The organism is Wolbachia endosymbiont (group B) of Villa cingulata, assembly GCF_964028285.1.
GTDB lineage: Bacteria > Pseudomonadota > Alphaproteobacteria > Rickettsiales > Anaplasmataceae > Wolbachia.
Genome location: NZ_OZ034766.1, coordinates 177,671 through 195,030 on the forward strand (window position 1 = coordinate 177,671; position 17,360 = coordinate 195,030).

The following is a 17,360-nucleotide window of genomic DNA, read 5'->3' on the forward strand; positions in this document are numbered from 1 at the left end:
ATATATACTTATGCATTATATATTTTTTTGTATGGGTAGTTATATGAAAATAAAAGGATTGTGTGTTTTAGCTGTGTTGCTCACTTCATCTCTAGCAGGTGCAGCTAGTAATAGTGCAAAAGAGCAGTACTACGCAGGTTTAAACTTTGGTGGTGGATGGGGTACTGGATTAAAAATAAAACCTGGCTTAGTTTTTGGTTATAATTATGATAAAAGCTCTAAGTTTGAACTTGAGATTCTCACCGACGTAAGTGATATGTTTGGTGCAGCAGACAAGAAAATGGGAGCTAGTTTATTAGCAAATTACCGTTATTATCCTGACGTTGACATTGATCCTGTGAAACTATATGTCAGTGGAGGTTTAGGAGGATATCTACAAGTAATGCCTTTTTCTCTTGGGTAAGGTCAGCTTTAAACCACCGATGAAAAAACCAGATGCAATCATAGAAGTAGGTATACGTTATAATTTTTAAGCTATGAAACTGACCTTACCCAGAAAAAGTAGACAGAAAGTTAAGACGTTTTTGAAGTAAAATAAAACGTTTTTTCAAAGAGGTGTGGTATGACAAAAAGAAAAGAATATACAGCAGAATTCAAAATTGAAGCTATAAGACTAGTAAAAGAAACAGGTCAATCATCAGCAAAAATAGCAAGAGATTTGGGTATTAGCGGTGATTCATTAAGCAGATGGGTAAAAACATACAATGATAGAATGTCTGGAGTAGATGCGTTTCCAGGAAAAGGGAAAGTAGCTCATTGTGACAAAGAAAAGTTTGATTTAAAGAAAGAGCTGGCAAGAGTAACGAGGGAAAGAGACATTTTAAAAAAAGCCCTGGGATATTTTGCAAACCAAAAAGAGTAAAATATTCTTTTATAAAAGAACATAAAAAATGCTATAAAATACGGGAATCATGCAGATTTTTGAACGTATCTGCTTGTGGTTATTATAAATGGATTACTAAGGAAAAAAACAACAAAAAATCAATAAGAGAAGAGCTCATACAAGATATTCAGAAGGTATATCGAGCATCACAATGCAGATACGGAGCTCCTAAAATTCACGCTGAATTAAAGGCTTTAGGTAAAAATTATAACATCAAAACAGTGCAAAATGTTATGCAGAAAAATGGCATTCAAGCTAAGCTTAGACGAAAGTTTAAAAGTAAAAAACCACAAATAGACAATAGAGTTATAACTCCTAACATATTAAATCAGAATTTCATCGCTGATCAACCTAACAAGATATGGGTAACTGATATTACGTACATAAAAACTAATGAAGGATGGTTATATTTGGCAGCAATAATAGATTTATATTCACGCATGGTGATTGGCTGGTCAATGAGTAATGCAGTAAATAGGCAATTAGTTATAGATGCGTTATTCATGGCTATTGGTAGGCGCAAATCTGCTAAAAATCTACTATTTCATAGCGATCAAGGATCGCAATACACCTCTAAAAATTATCAATTTTTACTAAGTACAAAAAATATTACTTCTAGTATGAGTCACAAAGGTTGTTGTTATGATAATGCTGTTTCAGAGAGCTTTTTTAGTTCACTTAAGAGAGAGTTACTCATTGATACTTCACAACACTCTGCACAACAAGCTAAAACCGCAATATTTGAATATATAGAAATTTTTTATAATAAACAGCGTAGACATTCTACTATTAACTATTGCATTCCTGAGCTTTTTGATTCATCATTCTCATAGTAAAAACGTCTTAACTTTCTGTCTACTTTTTCTGGGTAAGGTCACACACTTTGAATCCTTATACACAGTTGTATGCTCGGTGCTATATATGTGCTATTTGCAAAGGTATTCTGTTTATGCTAACATTAAGCTAAACCTTAAGCAATAAAATCAGAAGGATCAACTTCCCGCTGTAAGCAAGCAGCAACTACAGTGTTTATCATAAGAAATGCTATTGTCATCGGGCCAACTCCACCAGGCACTGGAGTAATAGCTTTGACTTTTTCTTTTACTCCCTCAAAGTCAACATCACCCACAAGCTTACTTTGATTTCCTATGTTAATGCTATTTATGCCAACATCAATCACTATTGCACCTTTTTTTATCCAATCTGGTTGAACAAAATTTGGTTTTCCAACTGCTGCAACTACTATATCCGCTTTAGAACAATAATCGTCTAAATTCCTACTTTGTGAATGCAAGATGGTAACGGTACAATTTTCCTGCAACAATAAGTGAAACATCGGCTTGCCCACAATATTTGATCTGCCAATGATTACTGCGTTTTTACCGGACAGATTATTTTCAACTGACTTAATTAAGTGCAAAGAACCTTTGGGAGTACAAGGTATCAGACAATTTTTTTCACCCTTAACTAATCTGCCAACATTCTCATCATGAAAGCCATCTACATCTTTTTTAACACTCACTGTATTAATTACTCTGCTTGCACTGATGTGCTTTGGTAAAGGTAACTGAACTAAAATTCCATGCACAGATGAATCTTCATTTAATGTATTAACTTTTTCAATCAATTCATCTTCTGAGATACTATCAGGCAAAACAATAGTTTCAGAACTTATGCCTATTGATTCTGCTTTTCTTTGTTTATTACGAACGTAGACCTGACTTGCTGGATTGCTACCCACAAGAATTACTTTAAGACAAGGAAAAACATTATACTCTTTCTTTAAAATATCAATTTTTTTTGATAGCTCCTCACAGAGATCATTTGCTATTTTTTTACCGTTAATAATAATTGACATTTCCTTGCCACTCCTTGAAGTCAGGTAATGCAATATCAAATAAATTCAATACTTTACCAACAGCATGATTTACAATATCATCCAAAGATTTTGGTTTAATATAAAAAGCAGGCATCGGCGGAGCAATAATTGCTCCCATCTCCGTTAGTTTTAACATATTTCGGAGATGTCCAAGATGTAGTGGAGATTCTCGCACCATAAGAACTAATTTTCTTCTTTCTTTTAGAGTTACATCTGCAGCCCTTGTTAATAGATTGGAAGTCACCCCCGATGCTATTTCAGACATTGTTTTCATAGAACATGGAGCAATAACCATACCTGAGGTTTTAAACGAGCCGCTTGCTATTTTTTCTCCTATTTTTTCCTCAGAATAGTAAAAATCTGCAAGCGATATAATATCTTCAAGTTTTTCTTTAATCTCATGAGCTATAGTTATTTTTCCAGCACTGCTGATCACTAAATGAGTTTCATGATTGGTATTTTTTAGTGCCTCTAGAATCCGTACACCGTAAATAGAACCAGATGCTCCACTTATTCCAATTACAATCCTACTATTCACCTTCGTAATTCATTCCCAATGCACGTTTGTAGGTATCAAGTAATATTTCCTGTTCCTCCCTGTCATCATCATCCATCTTTCTTAGCCTAATAATCTGTTTCATCACTTTTATATCCCAACCTTCATCTGCAGCTTTTGCATATACATCACGAATGTGATCTTGCACATCCCTCTTTTCTTGTTCAAGTTTTTCGATTCTCTCTATATAGCGCTTCAAATCTTCAGCCGTTATTTTTACTGTATCTTCCATAGAACCCAACTAATTAATTGCTACTACAGTATTAGTAGTTTTTACTTGTACTTCAATCATAGTAATAATATTTTTATCTTTTTTTAAAATCTTAAAGTAAAAACCGTACATGGAAAACTCTTCATTTTCTTCAGGAATGCGCTCTATCTCGTTTACAATCATACCTGCTAGAGTTGTAGCTTCTTCATCAGGAAGATCCCAATGTAACTGTCTATTAATATCCCTAATAGTAGATTTTCCTTCTATGTGATACATATTATCGGATATCTTTTTTATAAAATTCTCTGTGATCAAATCATGTTCATCTGAAATTTCTCCAACTATTTCTTCCAGTATATCCTCAAGAGTTACGATTCCCTGTAGTGCTCCATACTCATCAATAACAAATGCAAGGTGTTTCCTGTTTTTACGGAAGTTGTGAAGTTGTACACTGAGTGGCGTACTTTCTGGTATAAACCAAGGCTTTGACATAACTTTGGCAATCTCTATTTTATTATCCTTTTCACGCAAGGCATTTATTAGATTTTTCACGTGAACCACTCCAACAATATTATCTGGTTCTTTTTGCCATAAAGGTACTCTGCTATGGCTACTGGTTAAAATCTCTCTTATTAACTCTTCTTTGTTTCGATCTATATCAAGAGAAAATAAGTTTCTCCTGTGGGTCATAATTTGTGATATTTCTGTCTCAGCCAAATCAAGTATACTATTTAGCATATCTAAATCCTGTTGTAACATAGTGCCCTCACTGCGGTGAAGAGTAATCATATTACGCATTGCATCTGCTGCAGATATTACCTCCCTATTCTTATGAAGCCCACATAACTTCAGAATGATATTGACAATAAACTGAATGCCTAATGTCAATGGAGAAAGAACCTTGACAAAAAACAGCATAAAATAAGCAGAAAGTAATGTAAATTTTTCAGGATTTTGCATGGCGTAAGTTTTTGGTAAAACTTCACAAAATAGCAAAATACAAAACGTCATCATGAATGTTGAAAGAAATATGCCCTCACTCCCAAAAGAATTTATAAATATTACTGTAAATAAAGCAGAGCAAGTAATGTTAATAATTGTATTACAGAGTAATATTGTTCCTATTGTTAATTCTTTTTTACCTAACAAAAGCTCTATTATCTTGGCTTTTTTGTTACCTTCTAGCTTTAGTTTATTCACTCGGGATCGGCTAATTGAGGTTAACCCTATTTCTGCTCCTGAGAACAAAAACGATAAAATCAATAAGAAAAAAATTGCTGACAGTACTGAAATCAATAACCAATCCATTAAAGTATGATGTTATTGCGATATAGAAACAGAGTTGATTTTATATGTTGTAAGAAGCATTTGCAAGTCTATATATCTTTAATATAAAAAAATAAATCATGAAATATATCACACACTGCATTCACATGCATATTCTCAACAACAAGTGGAGGAGTTATTCTTATTACCCTATTATTTAAAATTTTAGTCATTATTAAGCCTTTGTCAAGAGATTGTTTAACAATTTTATCAGCCAAAGGTACTCTAAGCTCTATCCCTATCAATAAACCCTCCCCACGAACTTCTGAAACGATCTTCGGAAATTCTTCAGTCAAAGGCAACAACTTTTCTTTTAGGTATTTACTGACCTTCTTAACATGGTCAAAAAAGCCTTCCTTTAGCATTACATCGAGTACTGCATTACCAACAGTCATAGCAAGTGGATTACCTCCATAAGTTGACCCATGAGTTCCTGGAGTGATTGCTTCTGCTATATAATCTTTTACTAAACATGCAGCCAGAGGAAATCCATTACCCATAGCCTTCGCACAAGTGAGCATATCAGGTTCAACTCCTATATTTTGATAGTAAAATAGAGAGCCAATCCGTCCATATCCGCATTGCACTTCATCAAAGCATAAAATTATTCCTTGAGCTTTTGTTATCTCTCTTACTTTTTTAAGATACTCTACGTCCAATGGATGTACTCCGCCTTCACTTTGTATGGGCTCTAAAAATATGGCAGCTGTTTCGCTATTGATCTTCTTTTCTAATGCTTCAATGTTATTTCTTGGAACTTTATCAAAACCAGAAAGGAGTGGAGCAAAACCTTCGCGTGATTTTTCATTTCCCCCAGCTGAAATTGCAGCAATACTGCGGCCATGAAAACCTCCTTCAATTGTAATGATGTGACTGCGCTTTTCTTGTCCATTTAAGTAGAAATAGCGGCGAATAAATTTAATTGCAGCTTCTGTTGCTTCAAGTCCACTTGAGCAGAAAAAAACTTTATCGGCAAAGGTAAGTTCTGTTAAACGCTGAGCAAGCCTTTCCTGCTGAGGAATAGTAAAAATATTAGAGCAGTGCCATAATGAATCCAGTTGCTCCTTCAGTTTATCTGTAATGTATGGATGACAATGCCCTAGAGAGGTTGTAGAAATTCCTGCAGCAAAGTCTAAATATTTTTTACCATCCTTATCGAAGAGATATACTCCTTCTCCTCTAACTATAGAAGCTTCAGATCTATTATAAGCGTTAACAACATGATCCATTTTAAATATTATCTATACTGTGCATGAAAAAGCTTTCCCTTAATATTGCTTAAACTAAAAATTGGGCTAATATTATACAGTTCAACATAAAATTCAGAAATTTAATATGTAAAAAAGTAAAACTACACCAATTCACATTCAGCAAAAAAGAAAGCTATTTCTCTATGAGCATTCTCTAGACTATCAGAACCATGCACTCTATTTTCACTAATATCATTAGCAAAATCACCCCTAATTGTACCTTTATCTGCCTGTTTTGGATCTGTAGCACCCATGATTTGTCTGTATTTACTGACTGCATTTTCACCGATTAAAACTTGAACTATCACAGACCCAGAAGTCATAAATTCCACCAACTCTTCAAAAAAAGGCCTATCCTTATGAATTTCATAAAACAGCTCTGCTTGTTTTTTTGTCAGCAGCATCTTTCTCTGTGCTATAATTTTTAGTCCAGATTTTTCAATGTAAGAATTTATACTGCCTGTAATATTATTTTTTACTGCATCAGGTTTTAATATCGAAAGTGTTCTCTCAATTGCCATATCATTCCCTTATATTAAGATCGTATATTTACTTTATTGTGAATTTTTGTTCCATCAAAGAGATTTTTTATTTATAGTCAAGAATAAAACATCAAGGGGTAGTTTATGGTTTACTGTCGTAAGAAACTAGTGAATAATCTTAAATCATCAATTTTCTGCGGAACAAAAGGTTTTTTAACCTTTAATTTGGCATTTTTAAGTTATTTAGAGTATAGCTTACACAATAATACAAAATTAAAAGAAGGTGCCGCTTTTGCGATGAAAAGGAACGTTGTTCCATTTGGTGAAATGATTGCCATACCGCTGTTTTTTTGCTTTGTATTACCAGCTATGGTAGGCAACATAAGCCTTATCGAGTGCGCACTTATATGTGCTGCACTGATGGTTGCAACATGTTTTGTTGTAAGAACCTTTCACTTGCGTGAAAAGTTATTGAAAAAAATGACTAATAATGAAAATTATACCAAGAAACAAATAGAGCAGGAATTTAAGAAAGACATTATAAAATTTCCTATCTTTGATAAAAACAGACAGCATATTGAGTATAATTCTCCTAATCAAGGACAACTAATGAATGAAAGTCCTCCCTCTCTCTTTGTTAGGGTTTTACTTTTTCCCCTTACGATTTTTCTGAAGGCTCTACAAAGCTGCATAATGATATCTTTGGCTGCTGTTGAACTTTTTGAAGCAGTGCCAAGTTTTTGTGTTGATGTGGTTTTTGATAGAAACTTTGTATCTACACAGAGTAACGTGAAGAGATCTGGTCATCTATTGTATGCTAGTGTGAGAAATTTAGTGCCTGTAACTAAACTTGATGAGTGTGTAGCTGATTTTATAGGCAAACCTGAAGAAAGGTGCTGTCAGTGAAGAAGGCAGTAATCTTATTTAACCTTGGTGGACCTGATTCACTAAGTGCAGTACGTCCTTTCTTGTTTAATCTATTTTATGATAGAAGAATAGTCAATCTACCCAATCCTTTCCGCTTTCTTTTAGCAAAGTTTATCTCCAAAAGGCGAGAAAGTACTGCACAAGAAATATACGAGCACATTGGAGGTAAATCGCCAATCTTGGAGAATACGAAAGCACAAGCTGATGCTTTAGAACTAAAATTAAATGAAAATGGAAACCATGTATATAAGATATTCATCTGCATGCGTTATTGGCATCCATTTGCTGATGAAGTTGTTAAAAGCGTAAAGCAATTCGACCCTGACGAAGTCATTCTACTACCACTATATCCGCAATATTCAACCACCACAACTCTATCATCCATCGAGAATTGGCAAAAAAATGCCAAACTGGAATGTAACACAAAAACAATTCACCATTATTATGACAATGAAGACTTTATTGAAGCTCATGTTAATCTGACGTCTAAATATTATAAATTAGCTAGCAAAATCGGTAAGCCAAGAGTCCTATTCTCGGCTCATAGCTTACCTCTTAGTATCATTAAAAAAGGCGACCCTTACGCTTCACAGATAGAAAAAACAGTAAAATTAATAGTAAAAAAATTGAATATTGAAGATCTTGATTGGGAAATATGTTATCAGAGTAAGGTTGGCCCTGTAAAATGGTTGGAGCCTAGCACTGAAAGTGAGCTATCACGCGCAAAAGACGATAATATACCTGTAGTTTTATCACCTATATCTTTTGTTTCTGAGCATTCTGAAACACTGGTTGAACTTGATATAGAGTATAAAGCAATTATCAAAGACGGATATTACTTTCGCGTACCAACTCTCAGTACTGATCTCTTATTTATCAAGTGCTTGGCCGATTTATGTTTAGATCACTCTCAAAGTACTGATTTATAGCACTTTTCTTTTTAGATTTTTATAGTATAATATTAAAAAGTTATTATTTTATTATCTACTTATGCCAAAAGGTAAGCCAAATACATTTATAGAAAGTATACATGATGCTCACAATCATGATATTAGAAAGATGTATTGTATTGCAGTAGGTTTAACAGGCATATTGTGTAAAATTTCATTGCAATTCTGTTGCGAGTTTATTGATAACAACAGATCCAATATTTGTACTATATTAGATATTTCTAAGTTCATAAAACTACCAACATCAATAATATTTGCTCTTCATTTTGGTCTCAATTTAGCTGGATATAAATCTAAAAAACTTCAGAATGGTAAAGGGGGAAATGAACCTGAAAAACCAATACAGGTTGTGGGTAGCTTAGCCTTCTTGGCAAACTGTGTCATAGGAATATTGATGCAGACAAAAATCATTCATTTCTTAGCTAGAAACAACAAGGATGTAATAAGTTATATTAGCTTAACATCAGCAGTTCTATTTCTATTTTCAGAATGCATAAACTGTTATTATACATGGAAGAAGTATCTAGATAATAAGGATTCTGAAAAGTCTGCTAAATATGGCAAAGAAGTTATTTTTAGCACATTCGCTTTGTCATTGGGCTTGTTAAGCTTCATATTAAAAAGAATGGAACTTCCAACCATACCAATAGACTTGGGTGGTGGCATAATCTATAATTTCAACTTAACTGTTACGGTCAGTTTGATACTAAGCATAGCATATCTAGTATCAAACATCGATAAGTTTGTCAATCAACCTAATAATGGTACTGATCCTTCTACTGGACTTGATGACGCTCACCATATTCAGCATAATGGCAGCATTGTAGAAATTAATTATTAGAGATGAAAAGACTTAATTTCTACTGCCAATGCTAGCACTGCTAATTTGCTAACAATATTCCAAAGTGGCAAAGTTTTATTTTCTTGGCTGATGTCATAAAATTCACAGTCAGTGGAATTCAAGCTAGAATATACATCTTTCCTGCTATTACATCGGTATAAGTAACATGTTGGAGTATCTCCTATATAGTATATTAGCGGTTCTGCAGAACTACTTTTAAATATGTCAATAGTTGGTACACCTTCTTGTATAATAACACTATTGATTGCTATTCCTTCTTTTATCTTTTTCATTTTATGACGCTTTTTTTTATTGAGATTTAATATTTCCTTTCCACTTGTTGCTGTTATAATGCCCATTCCATATGTGCCATTGCTTGCTTTGATAAAAACGTAAGGTTGTGTTTTTATTTCATATTCCTCATATTTTTTTTGCACTAGAGATAATATTTGGTCAACTTTAGTCGCTACTGCTCCTAGTGATGAATCATCATTAAAGTCAACTCCATTACAGCTTTCTGTAAGCACAGAAATAAGCCATGGGTCCATTTTAAATTCGCCACAAAATTCAGACACTAATTTTTGATAGATTTCAAAATATTGAAATTTCTGCCTACTGTGCCAGCCATATAATGGACTTGGCACTATCTCTTGTTTTACGTTTTCTAGCGTGTCTGGAATGTGGCTCGTCATATCACGGTTCAGTATAATAACATCAGGCACAAATCCTGAAGTTGTCTTCAGCAAAGAGTTTTCTTTCACAACAGTTTCATACTGTTCTATTAAATTGTACGTTTCATTATGAAAGAGGCCAATTCTAGTTTCAAAACCTGCGAGTTGCAGTACCTTTTCTATGGCAAATACATTTTCTATATACATTTTATTTCGTGTGTAATTCTCCGGTATTATAAGGGCCTTTTTATATTGTTTTGTTTCGAAGTAGCTTTTTATCAATTTTGCTGCTATCGCTTTTGATACTTCACTTAGGTTATTAAACCCTGCAGGAAATAAATTGGCGTCTACTGGAGCAATTTTGTAGCCTGAATTCCTAAGATCTATGGAGCTATAAAATGGTAATGTAAAACCATTAAATTTTGTTTTGAACCAATTATTTATATCTTTTTCCAGATTTGGATGAATTATGTTTTGCATCTACACTTTAAATGTTATAAGAAAAGTACTATATTATAAGTTATAATCTTAATATAATATAACGAATTAAAATAACAAAAAAATGATTCATCATGACAGCAGTAAAATGTATGGTACTACTATACTGTCAATTAGAAGAGACAAAAATGTAGTAGTAATAGGTGATGGGCAAGTCTCGCTAGGCCATACCGTTATAAAATCTGGAGCAAAAAAAGTTAGGCGTCTTTCTGGTGATTCCGTAATTGCCGGTTTTGCTGGAGCAACAGCTGATGCATTTACTCTCTTCGAAAGGCTAGAATCTAAACTTGATAAGCACCCAGGACAGTTAATGAGGGCATGTGTTGAACTTGCAAAAGACTGGAGAATGGATAAATATCTAAGAAAATTAGAAGCTATGATGATCGTGGCAGACAAGTCCATTTCATTGGTCATTACAGGAACGGGTGATGTTCTTGAACCTGAAGATGGCATTGCAGCCATTGGCTCTGGAGGAAATTTTGCTTTATCTGCAGCAAAAGCTTTGATTGACGTTGAAGGAATATCAATAGAGGAGATTGCAAAAAAGGCTATGAAGATAGCTGCCGATATATGTGTTTATACAAACCATAATCTAATTATCGAAAAAATAGAGGAGTAATATGTCAAGAACTTTGTGTGCTAATTTTTCTAGTCAATCTGTAGTAGGTCAATTTGATAATAATGATGACTGTAATGAGAAAAATAGCCTCTATGAAAATGAAGGTACAGGAAGTAGCAGCATTCAAAGCTCACAAGCTTTATTAGATGATCTACCACCACAGAAGATAGTTAAAGAATTAGACAGATTTATAATCGGGCAGAATGATGCAAAGCGCGCTGTTGCTATTGCACTCAGAAATCGTTGGCGTCGAAATAAAGTCCCACTTCCACTACGTGAAGAGATTATACCTAAGAATATACTCATGATAGGCCATACGGGAGTTGGTAAAACTGAAATAGCTCGCCGTTTAGCAAAGCTTGCTGGTGCACCTTTTATAAAAGTTGAAGCAACGAAATTTACTGAAATAGGATATGTTGGACGTGATGTTGACTCGATAATACGTGATTTAGTTGACGCAGCAATAGTTTTAGTTAAGGAAAAAGCACGTAAAGCCTTAACTAAAAAAGCTTTAGGTTTGGCTGAAAAGATAATAGTCAACTCCATGGTTGGTGAAGATGCAACCGAGGAAAGCAAAAAAGTTTTCAGAGAAAGACTGAGAAATAAGGAATTTGAAGATGGAGAAGTTTCTATTAACGTCAGGGAGAGCAAGGGTATGTTACCCACTTTTGATATACCTGGCATGCCAGGTGGGCAAATTGGTGTGATGAACGTAACAGAAATCGTGGGCAAGATGTTTAATGGGAGCAAAAAAACAAAAACTATTACAGTTAAAGTGAAAGAAGCACGTGAAATATTGATTAATGAAGAAAGCGAAAGGTTAATGGATGAAGACAAGATAATCAAAGAAGCGATTGATCTTGTTAGCAATGAAGGCATAGTGTTTTTAGATGAAATAGATAAAATTGCAGCACGTACAGAAATAAAAGGTGAAGTCAACAGAGAAGGAGTGCAGCGCGATCTGTTACCATTACTTGAGGGAACAACTGTTTCAACTAAGTATGGCCCCGTAAAAACAGACTATATATTATTTATTGCATCTGGTGCTTTTCATTTATCTAAGCCATCTGGTCTTTTACCAGAATTACAGGGTAGATTGCCAATTAGAGTGGAACTTAAGGCGCTTACTCAAGAGGATCTAATAAAAATATTAAAGGAACCAGAATCTAGTTTGTTAAAACAGTATATAGCGTTAATGAAAACGGAAAATGTAATACTTGAGTTTACTGATGATGGTATAGAGACTATAGCTGAAATAGCATTTACAGTTAATAGAGAAGTGGAAAATATAGGTGCAAGAAGACTTCATACTGTCATGGAGAAGCTTTTGGATGAAATAAGTTTTATCGCTTCTGAAAAAAATAGTGAAAAATTTGTTATAGATAGCAAATATGTAAGAGATAAACTAGAGTCAATTTCAAAGCAGCTTGATTTATCTAAATTTATACTTTAGAGGAAGCCTACTTTAAGTAATATAGAGCATTCAAGAGGTTTTATTTTTTCTTACTTCGTAATTCTTTAAGCTATTTTTCAATAGTAGAATTCAAGCTTAAATCAATTATTGCAATATCAAAATCTATGCCTTTTGTTAACACATCAGTTAAAAGATCAGGTGGAGAAAGAACTGTTCTTTTATTACCAGCTCTCATTCCCACAACTCCAAGTTCTATAGCAAGTGGTATTTTTTTGTCACCAACCTTAAACTGCACTATTTGATCTTTGATTATATACTCACCATTATGTCTCTTTATGCTATATTGAACTGATATCTCATCGCCACATTTTACTCGTTTTCCAGTTTTGTTAATTAAGTCATTAAAAATCATCAGGTTATTTACTGAATCGGGATATTTATCTTTTACTTCAATCAATTTGATGTAATAAGAGTTAAAACTCATTTTGTTGTCATCAGCAGCAATAGTAACTACACGCTCTCCGCCTTCTTGCATACCTATTACCCCTAAACTCACTTCTTTTAAGTAATCCTGACCTATTTTCAAATTGACATCAGTCGGAAGTAGCGTTGCTAGGTTGTTGGAGACTTTGTACATTTGTAGCAGAACTTCTTGGCCACAGAAAACTTTACTGCCACTGCCTTCAGTAATTTCATAAAAGTTTATCATCTCTTCTTCTTTTTGCTGTGTTATTTCTTCTAAATATTCTGCTAACCCATGCTTTTCAATATAACGATCAAGAGCTGATTCAAGTATCGGCCTGACCAAATAACTTGCTATCATCTGTGTCAAACCACCATGTGTAGCATTTATTTCGTAAAGCTTTTCCCTTTTCTCTGGTTTATCTTTGTTTATATAAACAATCGTAATTATAAAAGCAGAAGCTAAAGCGAGAATCATTACTACAGAGATAAACATTTGTAATATAATTTTTCTAACCATCTTTTTTTACTTGATTCAATAAATCATATAAGTCATTAGTATTCCCTGAAAGCGTACTTAAATTATCTGAGGCCTGTTTAAAGAGACTATCTATATAGTTTTCCATTTCATTTTTGCCAAGCACGGACATTAAATTGTTTGTTTTATCTTGCTCATAATCTTCGATATCATCCTTGGATTGAAAAATAAGCCCTAGATTTATTCCATAGTTATATAATGCTTCCCGCTCCTTGTCTGTAGCGCCTCCTATTATAGCCCCTATTTCACATGAAGCTGCAAATAGTTTTGCAGTTTTCATCAAATGAATTTCTTTTATTTTGTCAAAATCTGCACCTATATCTAAAATCTGCCCTCCCACCATTCCCTTCATTCCTATTGCTTGAGAGAGCACTTTTATGATCTCACAATTTAACAAAGATAATACCTCAAAAGCCAGGGTAAGTAATGCATCTCCGGCCAGTACTGCTGTTGCTTCACCAAATTTTTTGTGGCAGCTTGGCTGGCCTCTGCGGGTGTCACTGTTATCCATACATGGCAGGTCATCGTGAATTAGGGAGTAAGCATGAATAAATTCAATTGCTGCTGCTGCTGTTATTGCTTTTTCAACCTTTATGTTGAATATCGACGAAGATGCTATAACTAAAAAAGAACGTATATGTTTTGCAGGAGCAAGAAGCACATAACGCATAGCTGATATAAGTCTATTCTCGCTATTTTCAGGTAAGAGCTTATTCACTTCTACAACAAGCAAATTTTTTGTTGTTTCGTCTAGCATTTTTAAATTTATTAACTATCGAGTGCTAAGAGATAGGAAGTTTTTAATAGTTTATATAATCATAAAAGCTATTGCAAACATCAAAATTTTTTATAACATCAGAGAATAGGTTATTTTTTAGTAAGAAATGAGCGAATTGGCAAAAAGCACTAGGGAAGATATAGAAGAAAAAGTAAAGAAGATTATACTAGAGCACATCAGTAAGGATGTAGAGGGATTTGGTAGTTCTTCAAAGCTTTCAGACCATGGCACAGATAGTTTAGATGCAGTTGAAATAATCATGGCAGCTGAAGAAGAATTTGGTATAGAGATTTCTGATGAAGATGCGCAAAAAATGGAAACTATGGAACAGATAGTTGAATATGTAGTAAACAAAGCAAACAATTGATGTTGAATGAGCAGAAGAGTAGTAGTTACCGGTGTTGGCTTAATTACTCCACTAGCAGCAGATGTTAATAACACCTGGTCAAAGCTGAAAGAAGGTAAATCTGGCATCAAAGCAATCAATACAGATAGGTTCGGCTCTTCTGATCTTGCTTGTCAGGTTGCAGGGCAGGTGCCTGTGCAATCCGATAACATTGAGCATTATTTTAATCCACCAGATTATATTTTTGAAAAAGACCTAAAAAGAACAGATCGTTTTATTCACTACGGAATTGCAGCAGCTGTTCAGGCAGTAGAAGATTCACTAATTTTGGAAAATAAAGATATTAATAAAGAGCGAATAGGTGTAGCTATTGGTTCTGGTATAGGTGGTCTTCCATCAATTCAGGAAAATGTAATTACCATGCAGGAGAAGGGACCTAGACGTGTTAGCCCATTTTTTGTTCCTGCAAGTCTAATAAATTTGATATCTGGTCATATTTCTATTAAATACGAATTTATAGGTCCAAATGACTCAGCGGTAACTGCATGTGCAACAGGTGCACATGCGATTATAAACTCAGCAAGAGCTATAAAACTCGGTGAAGCTGACATTATGATTGCAGGCGGAGCAGAAAGTGCGTTATGCAGAGTTGGAATTGCAGGTTTTGCATCGATGAAGGCGCTATCAACTAAATTCAATGATAAGCCTGAAGAGGCCTCAAGGCCATGGGACGAAGAACGCGATGGATTTGTCATGGGCGAAGGGGCAGGTATATTAGTTCTGGAAGAATATGAACATGCAAAAAAAAGGGAAGCAAAAATATATGCAGAACTCACTGGATATGGGTTAACAGGAGATGCGCACCACATCACAGCACCACATCCAGAAGGAAGAGGCGCACTTAAGGCAATGGAGCTCGCTTTAAGGAGTGCACAAGTAAGCCCAAGTCAAATTGGGTATATCAATGCACATGGCACTTCAACACCACTTGGAGACAAAATAGAAGTAATAGCAATGAAGCAGCTATTCGGTGACTATGCCTATAAAATACCTATTTCCTCAACTAAATCTTCTATAGGACATTTACTTGGTGCTGCAGGAAGTGTTGAAGCAATATTTAGTATCCTTGCATTAAACAATGGAATTGTTCCACCAACTTTAAACCTACACAAACCTTCAGAAGGGTGTGATTTAAATTTTGTACCACTTAAAGCTCAAGAGCATAAAATTCAATATGCGCTTTCTAATTCATTTGGTTTTGGTGGTACCAACGCGTCTCTCATCTTTGGAAAGGTGTAGTTAATTATGCTATTTTGAATCGACTACGAAAATGTTATTCGAGTAGCTGAAACTGGAATGGCTTTGTTGCATCACTCTTCGGATAGTAGGTAACGTGGAATAAATTCATGAAGCTATCTCAAATTTAGCCATGCCTATATCAGTAAATTTGTTAAGCAAATAACACTTGAGTAGCAGTTCTCTCTCACGATTAACCTCAGATTTGTTTCTAAAACTAAACCCAAATGTTTGCTTCAGTCGCGAGAAAAAACTTTCTATATAAGATCTCTTCCCATAATTTATCTCTTTTTTCCACCTCTTCATACCATCTTCATCATATGACTTTATGAGCTTGATTGTAGAATTTCTCTCATCCATATAATCCAACTTTGGATGCTCTACTGCATTATTTTGCGGAGGAATCCTTGTCTTTATGTCAAGCTCATCGCACAGTTTGTATAACTTCTTTCGATTATATGCCCTGTCTGCATATAGTGTGCTTATATTATATTTAACATCAATCCTTGCAATAAGATCACATGCTCCATAGTGGTCAGAATAAACTCCGCCACTGTATTTTGCTGCTATAACTTTTTTGCTACCTATCTCTAGCATTACATGCAGTTTTCTTGTTTGCTCATAGCGGCGATACTTTCTATCTGTACCATTTGCCTTGCTATGACCTGGAATATTATTGTAGATGCTTATTCCAGTACTATCTATGGCAATCTCAATATCTTCTGTATTATTTTTATCATGTCTTCGATCATTAATTTTGATGTTAAGTTTTTTAAGCCTTCTTGAGGCCTGGGAATAGCTAATAACTTGCAAGTTTTTCCTTACTTGCTCAAGGTACCCTGCTATAAATCCCGCTGTTTGTCTCAGACCTATTCTAAATAAACAAGTTATTATGTGAACCAGAATCACGACCTTATCGCTATAAATATAGTTGCCACCAGCCATTTTTGGACCTTTTTCGTACCAATTTTCTATGGCATCATTGACGTAATAAAAAATATTTCCCCTCTCTTGGAGAAATTTGTTATATTCATGGCAGTTACTGACTCTCATTTTTTGTGGCATATTTTTCTTTAGTAGGTTAAATGCTTGTCTTATAGTGAATTTTGTCAGTAACTGCCAGTTCTTTTTATTTGACCTATGCAACAAAGCCATTCCAGCGTCACGCGCTGGAATGACATCGTCTTGGATGGGAGCCAGTGCCAACGTTTATTATGTGCCATATTGCAATGTTCGTACAGTTGTGACTTAAGTCCATAAGGAAAGGTGTCATCCCAGTGCTTCGACACTGGGATCCAATTTTTCATATAATCTTATCACAAACGTTTATTTTAATTTAAGACCAATACCTAATTTAGAATCAAAATTCCTGGATTCCAGACTTGAATAACACCATTTACTATGTAATTTACTTTTTTGTATAATAAATATTA

Annotated in this window: 19 protein-coding genes and 1 pseudogene; 10 read left to right on the forward strand and 10 right to left on the reverse strand. The window is 34.4% G+C overall.

The genetic code is table 11. The annotated features are described in order from the left end of the window. Nucleotides 1–43: 43 nt before the first annotated feature. From ABWU52_RS00980 to ABWU52_RS00990, 3 genes and pseudogenes are all read left to right on the forward strand, one after another. Nucleotides 44–400: pseudogene (locus ABWU52_RS00980) on the forward strand (hypothetical protein); the annotation flags it as partial. A gap of 162 nt (nucleotides 401–562) precedes the next feature. Further along, a complete protein-coding gene (locus ABWU52_RS00985; protein ID WP_064085359.1) occupies nucleotides 563–862 on the forward strand; it encodes a transposase in 300 nt (99 codons plus the stop codon). Further along, entirely contained in the window at nucleotides 838–1,716 is an 879-nt protein-coding gene (locus tag ABWU52_RS00990) for an IS3 family transposase (protein ID WP_353277659.1), read from the forward strand. The genes ABWU52_RS00985 and ABWU52_RS00990 overlap by 25 nt, the downstream gene beginning before the upstream one ends. A 137-nt stretch (nucleotides 1,717–1,853) precedes the next feature. On the opposite strand, the gene folD is transcribed toward ABWU52_RS00990, so the two are convergent. The 6 genes from folD to ndk form a co-directional block, all read right to left on the reverse strand. Then, nucleotides 1,854–2,741, reverse strand: coding sequence for a bifunctional methylenetetrahydrofolate dehydrogenase/methenyltetrahydrofolate cyclohydrolase FolD (folD, locus tag ABWU52_RS00995; RefSeq protein WP_353277097.1), 888 nt, complete (start codon nucleotides 2,739–2,741; stop codon nucleotides 1,854–1,856). After that, nucleotides 2,725–3,300, reverse strand: a complete 576-nt coding sequence (locus ABWU52_RS01000) for a UbiX family flavin prenyltransferase (RefSeq protein WP_010406412.1) — start codon at nucleotides 3,298–3,300, stop codon at nucleotides 2,725–2,727. The genes folD and ABWU52_RS01000 overlap by 17 nt, the downstream gene beginning before the upstream one ends. Then, complete coding sequence (locus ABWU52_RS01005; protein ID WP_353277099.1) at nucleotides 3,293–3,550, reverse strand: DUF2312 domain-containing protein; 258 nt, start codon at nucleotides 3,548–3,550, stop codon at nucleotides 3,293–3,295. Before ABWU52_RS01005 ends, ABWU52_RS01000 begins: the two co-directional genes overlap by 8 nt. Nucleotides 3,551–3,559: 9 nt before the next feature. Continuing rightward, nucleotides 3,560–4,837, reverse strand: a complete 1,278-nt coding sequence (locus tag ABWU52_RS01010) for an HlyC/CorC family transporter (protein ID WP_353277101.1) — start codon at nucleotides 4,835–4,837, stop codon at nucleotides 3,560–3,562. A 68-nt stretch (nucleotides 4,838–4,905) separates the two neighbouring features. Continuing rightward, nucleotides 4,906–6,084 (reverse strand): aspartate aminotransferase family protein, encoded by a 1,179-nt coding sequence (locus ABWU52_RS01015; protein ID WP_015587994.1) that lies wholly within the window; start codon nucleotides 6,082–6,084, stop codon nucleotides 4,906–4,908. A 122-nt stretch (nucleotides 6,085–6,206) separates the two neighbouring features. Then, the gene (ndk, locus tag ABWU52_RS01020; protein WP_015587995.1) at nucleotides 6,207–6,626 is read right to left on the reverse strand and encodes a nucleoside-diphosphate kinase; all 420 of its coding nucleotides are present in this window, start codon (nucleotides 6,624–6,626) and stop codon (nucleotides 6,207–6,209) included. A gap of 105 nt (nucleotides 6,627–6,731) precedes the next feature. On the opposite strand from ndk, the gene ABWU52_RS01025 reads away from it, so the two are divergent. The 3 genes from ABWU52_RS01025 (at nucleotide 6,732) to ABWU52_RS01035 (ending at nucleotide 9,305) form a co-directional block, all read left to right on the forward strand. Next, a complete protein-coding gene (locus ABWU52_RS01025) occupies nucleotides 6,732–7,493 on the forward strand; it encodes a hypothetical protein (protein WP_353277103.1) in 762 nt (253 codons plus the stop codon). Beyond that, nucleotides 7,490–8,443 carry a ferrochelatase gene (gene hemH / locus ABWU52_RS01030; protein WP_353277105.1) on the forward strand — a complete coding sequence of 318 codons (954 nt, stop codon included), beginning with the start codon at nucleotides 7,490–7,492 and terminating at the stop codon, nucleotides 8,441–8,443. The genes ABWU52_RS01025 and hemH overlap by 4 nt, the downstream gene beginning before the upstream one ends. A gap of 61 nt (nucleotides 8,444–8,504) precedes the next feature. Further along, a complete protein-coding gene (locus ABWU52_RS01035; protein WP_006014617.1) occupies nucleotides 8,505–9,305 on the forward strand; it encodes a hypothetical protein in 801 nt (266 codons plus the stop codon). On the opposite strand, the gene gshA is transcribed toward ABWU52_RS01035, so the two are convergent. Next, the gene (gshA, locus tag ABWU52_RS01040; protein ID WP_019236751.1) at nucleotides 9,302–10,456 is read right to left on the reverse strand and encodes a glutamate--cysteine ligase; all 1,155 of its coding nucleotides are present in this window, start codon (nucleotides 10,454–10,456) and stop codon (nucleotides 9,302–9,304) included. The genes ABWU52_RS01035 and gshA overlap by 4 nt on opposite strands. A gap of 82 nt (nucleotides 10,457–10,538) precedes the next feature. Between gshA and hslV the strand changes: the two genes are divergently transcribed. Together hslV and hslU are read left to right on the forward strand one after the other, a co-directional pair. Next, nucleotides 10,539–11,093: an ATP-dependent protease subunit HslV gene (gene hslV, locus ABWU52_RS01045; RefSeq protein ID WP_010406442.1), complete on the forward strand. Its 555-nt coding sequence runs from the start codon at nucleotides 10,539–10,541 to the stop codon at nucleotides 11,091–11,093. Nucleotide 11,094: 1 nt separating this feature from the next. Then, complete coding sequence (gene hslU, locus ABWU52_RS01050) at nucleotides 11,095–12,546, forward strand: ATP-dependent protease ATPase subunit HslU (protein ID WP_353277107.1); 1,452 nt, start codon at nucleotides 11,095–11,097, stop codon at nucleotides 12,544–12,546. Between the two features lie 70 nt (nucleotides 12,547–12,616). Here hslU and ABWU52_RS01055 read toward each other — a convergent pair whose 3' ends face one another. Continuing rightward, nucleotides 12,617–13,489 (reverse strand): FKBP-type peptidyl-prolyl cis-trans isomerase, encoded by an 873-nt coding sequence (locus tag ABWU52_RS01055; protein ID WP_353277109.1) that lies wholly within the window; start codon nucleotides 13,487–13,489, stop codon nucleotides 12,617–12,619. Next, entirely contained in the window at nucleotides 13,482–14,264 is a 783-nt protein-coding gene (locus ABWU52_RS01060) for a polyprenyl synthetase family protein (RefSeq protein WP_010406449.1), read from the reverse strand. The genes ABWU52_RS01055 and ABWU52_RS01060 overlap by 8 nt, the downstream gene beginning before the upstream one ends. 127 nt (nucleotides 14,265–14,391) lie before the next feature. Here ABWU52_RS01060 and acpP point away from each other — a divergent pair, with 127 nt between their 5' ends. After that, nucleotides 14,392–14,652, forward strand: a complete 261-nt coding sequence (gene acpP, locus ABWU52_RS01065; RefSeq protein ID WP_353277111.1) for an acyl carrier protein — start codon at nucleotides 14,392–14,394, stop codon at nucleotides 14,650–14,652. Nucleotides 14,653–14,658: 6 nt separating this feature from the next. After that, nucleotides 14,659–15,930, forward strand: coding sequence for a beta-ketoacyl-ACP synthase II (gene fabF, locus ABWU52_RS01070; protein WP_353277113.1), 1,272 nt, complete (start codon nucleotides 14,659–14,661; stop codon nucleotides 15,928–15,930). A gap of 105 nt (nucleotides 15,931–16,035) precedes the next feature. Here the strand turns inward: fabF and ABWU52_RS01075 are convergent, their stop codons facing one another. After that, nucleotides 16,036–17,133, reverse strand: a complete 1,098-nt coding sequence (locus ABWU52_RS01075; RefSeq protein WP_353277114.1) for an IS5 family transposase — start codon at nucleotides 17,131–17,133, stop codon at nucleotides 16,036–16,038. Nucleotides 17,134–17,360: the final 227 nt, after the last annotated feature.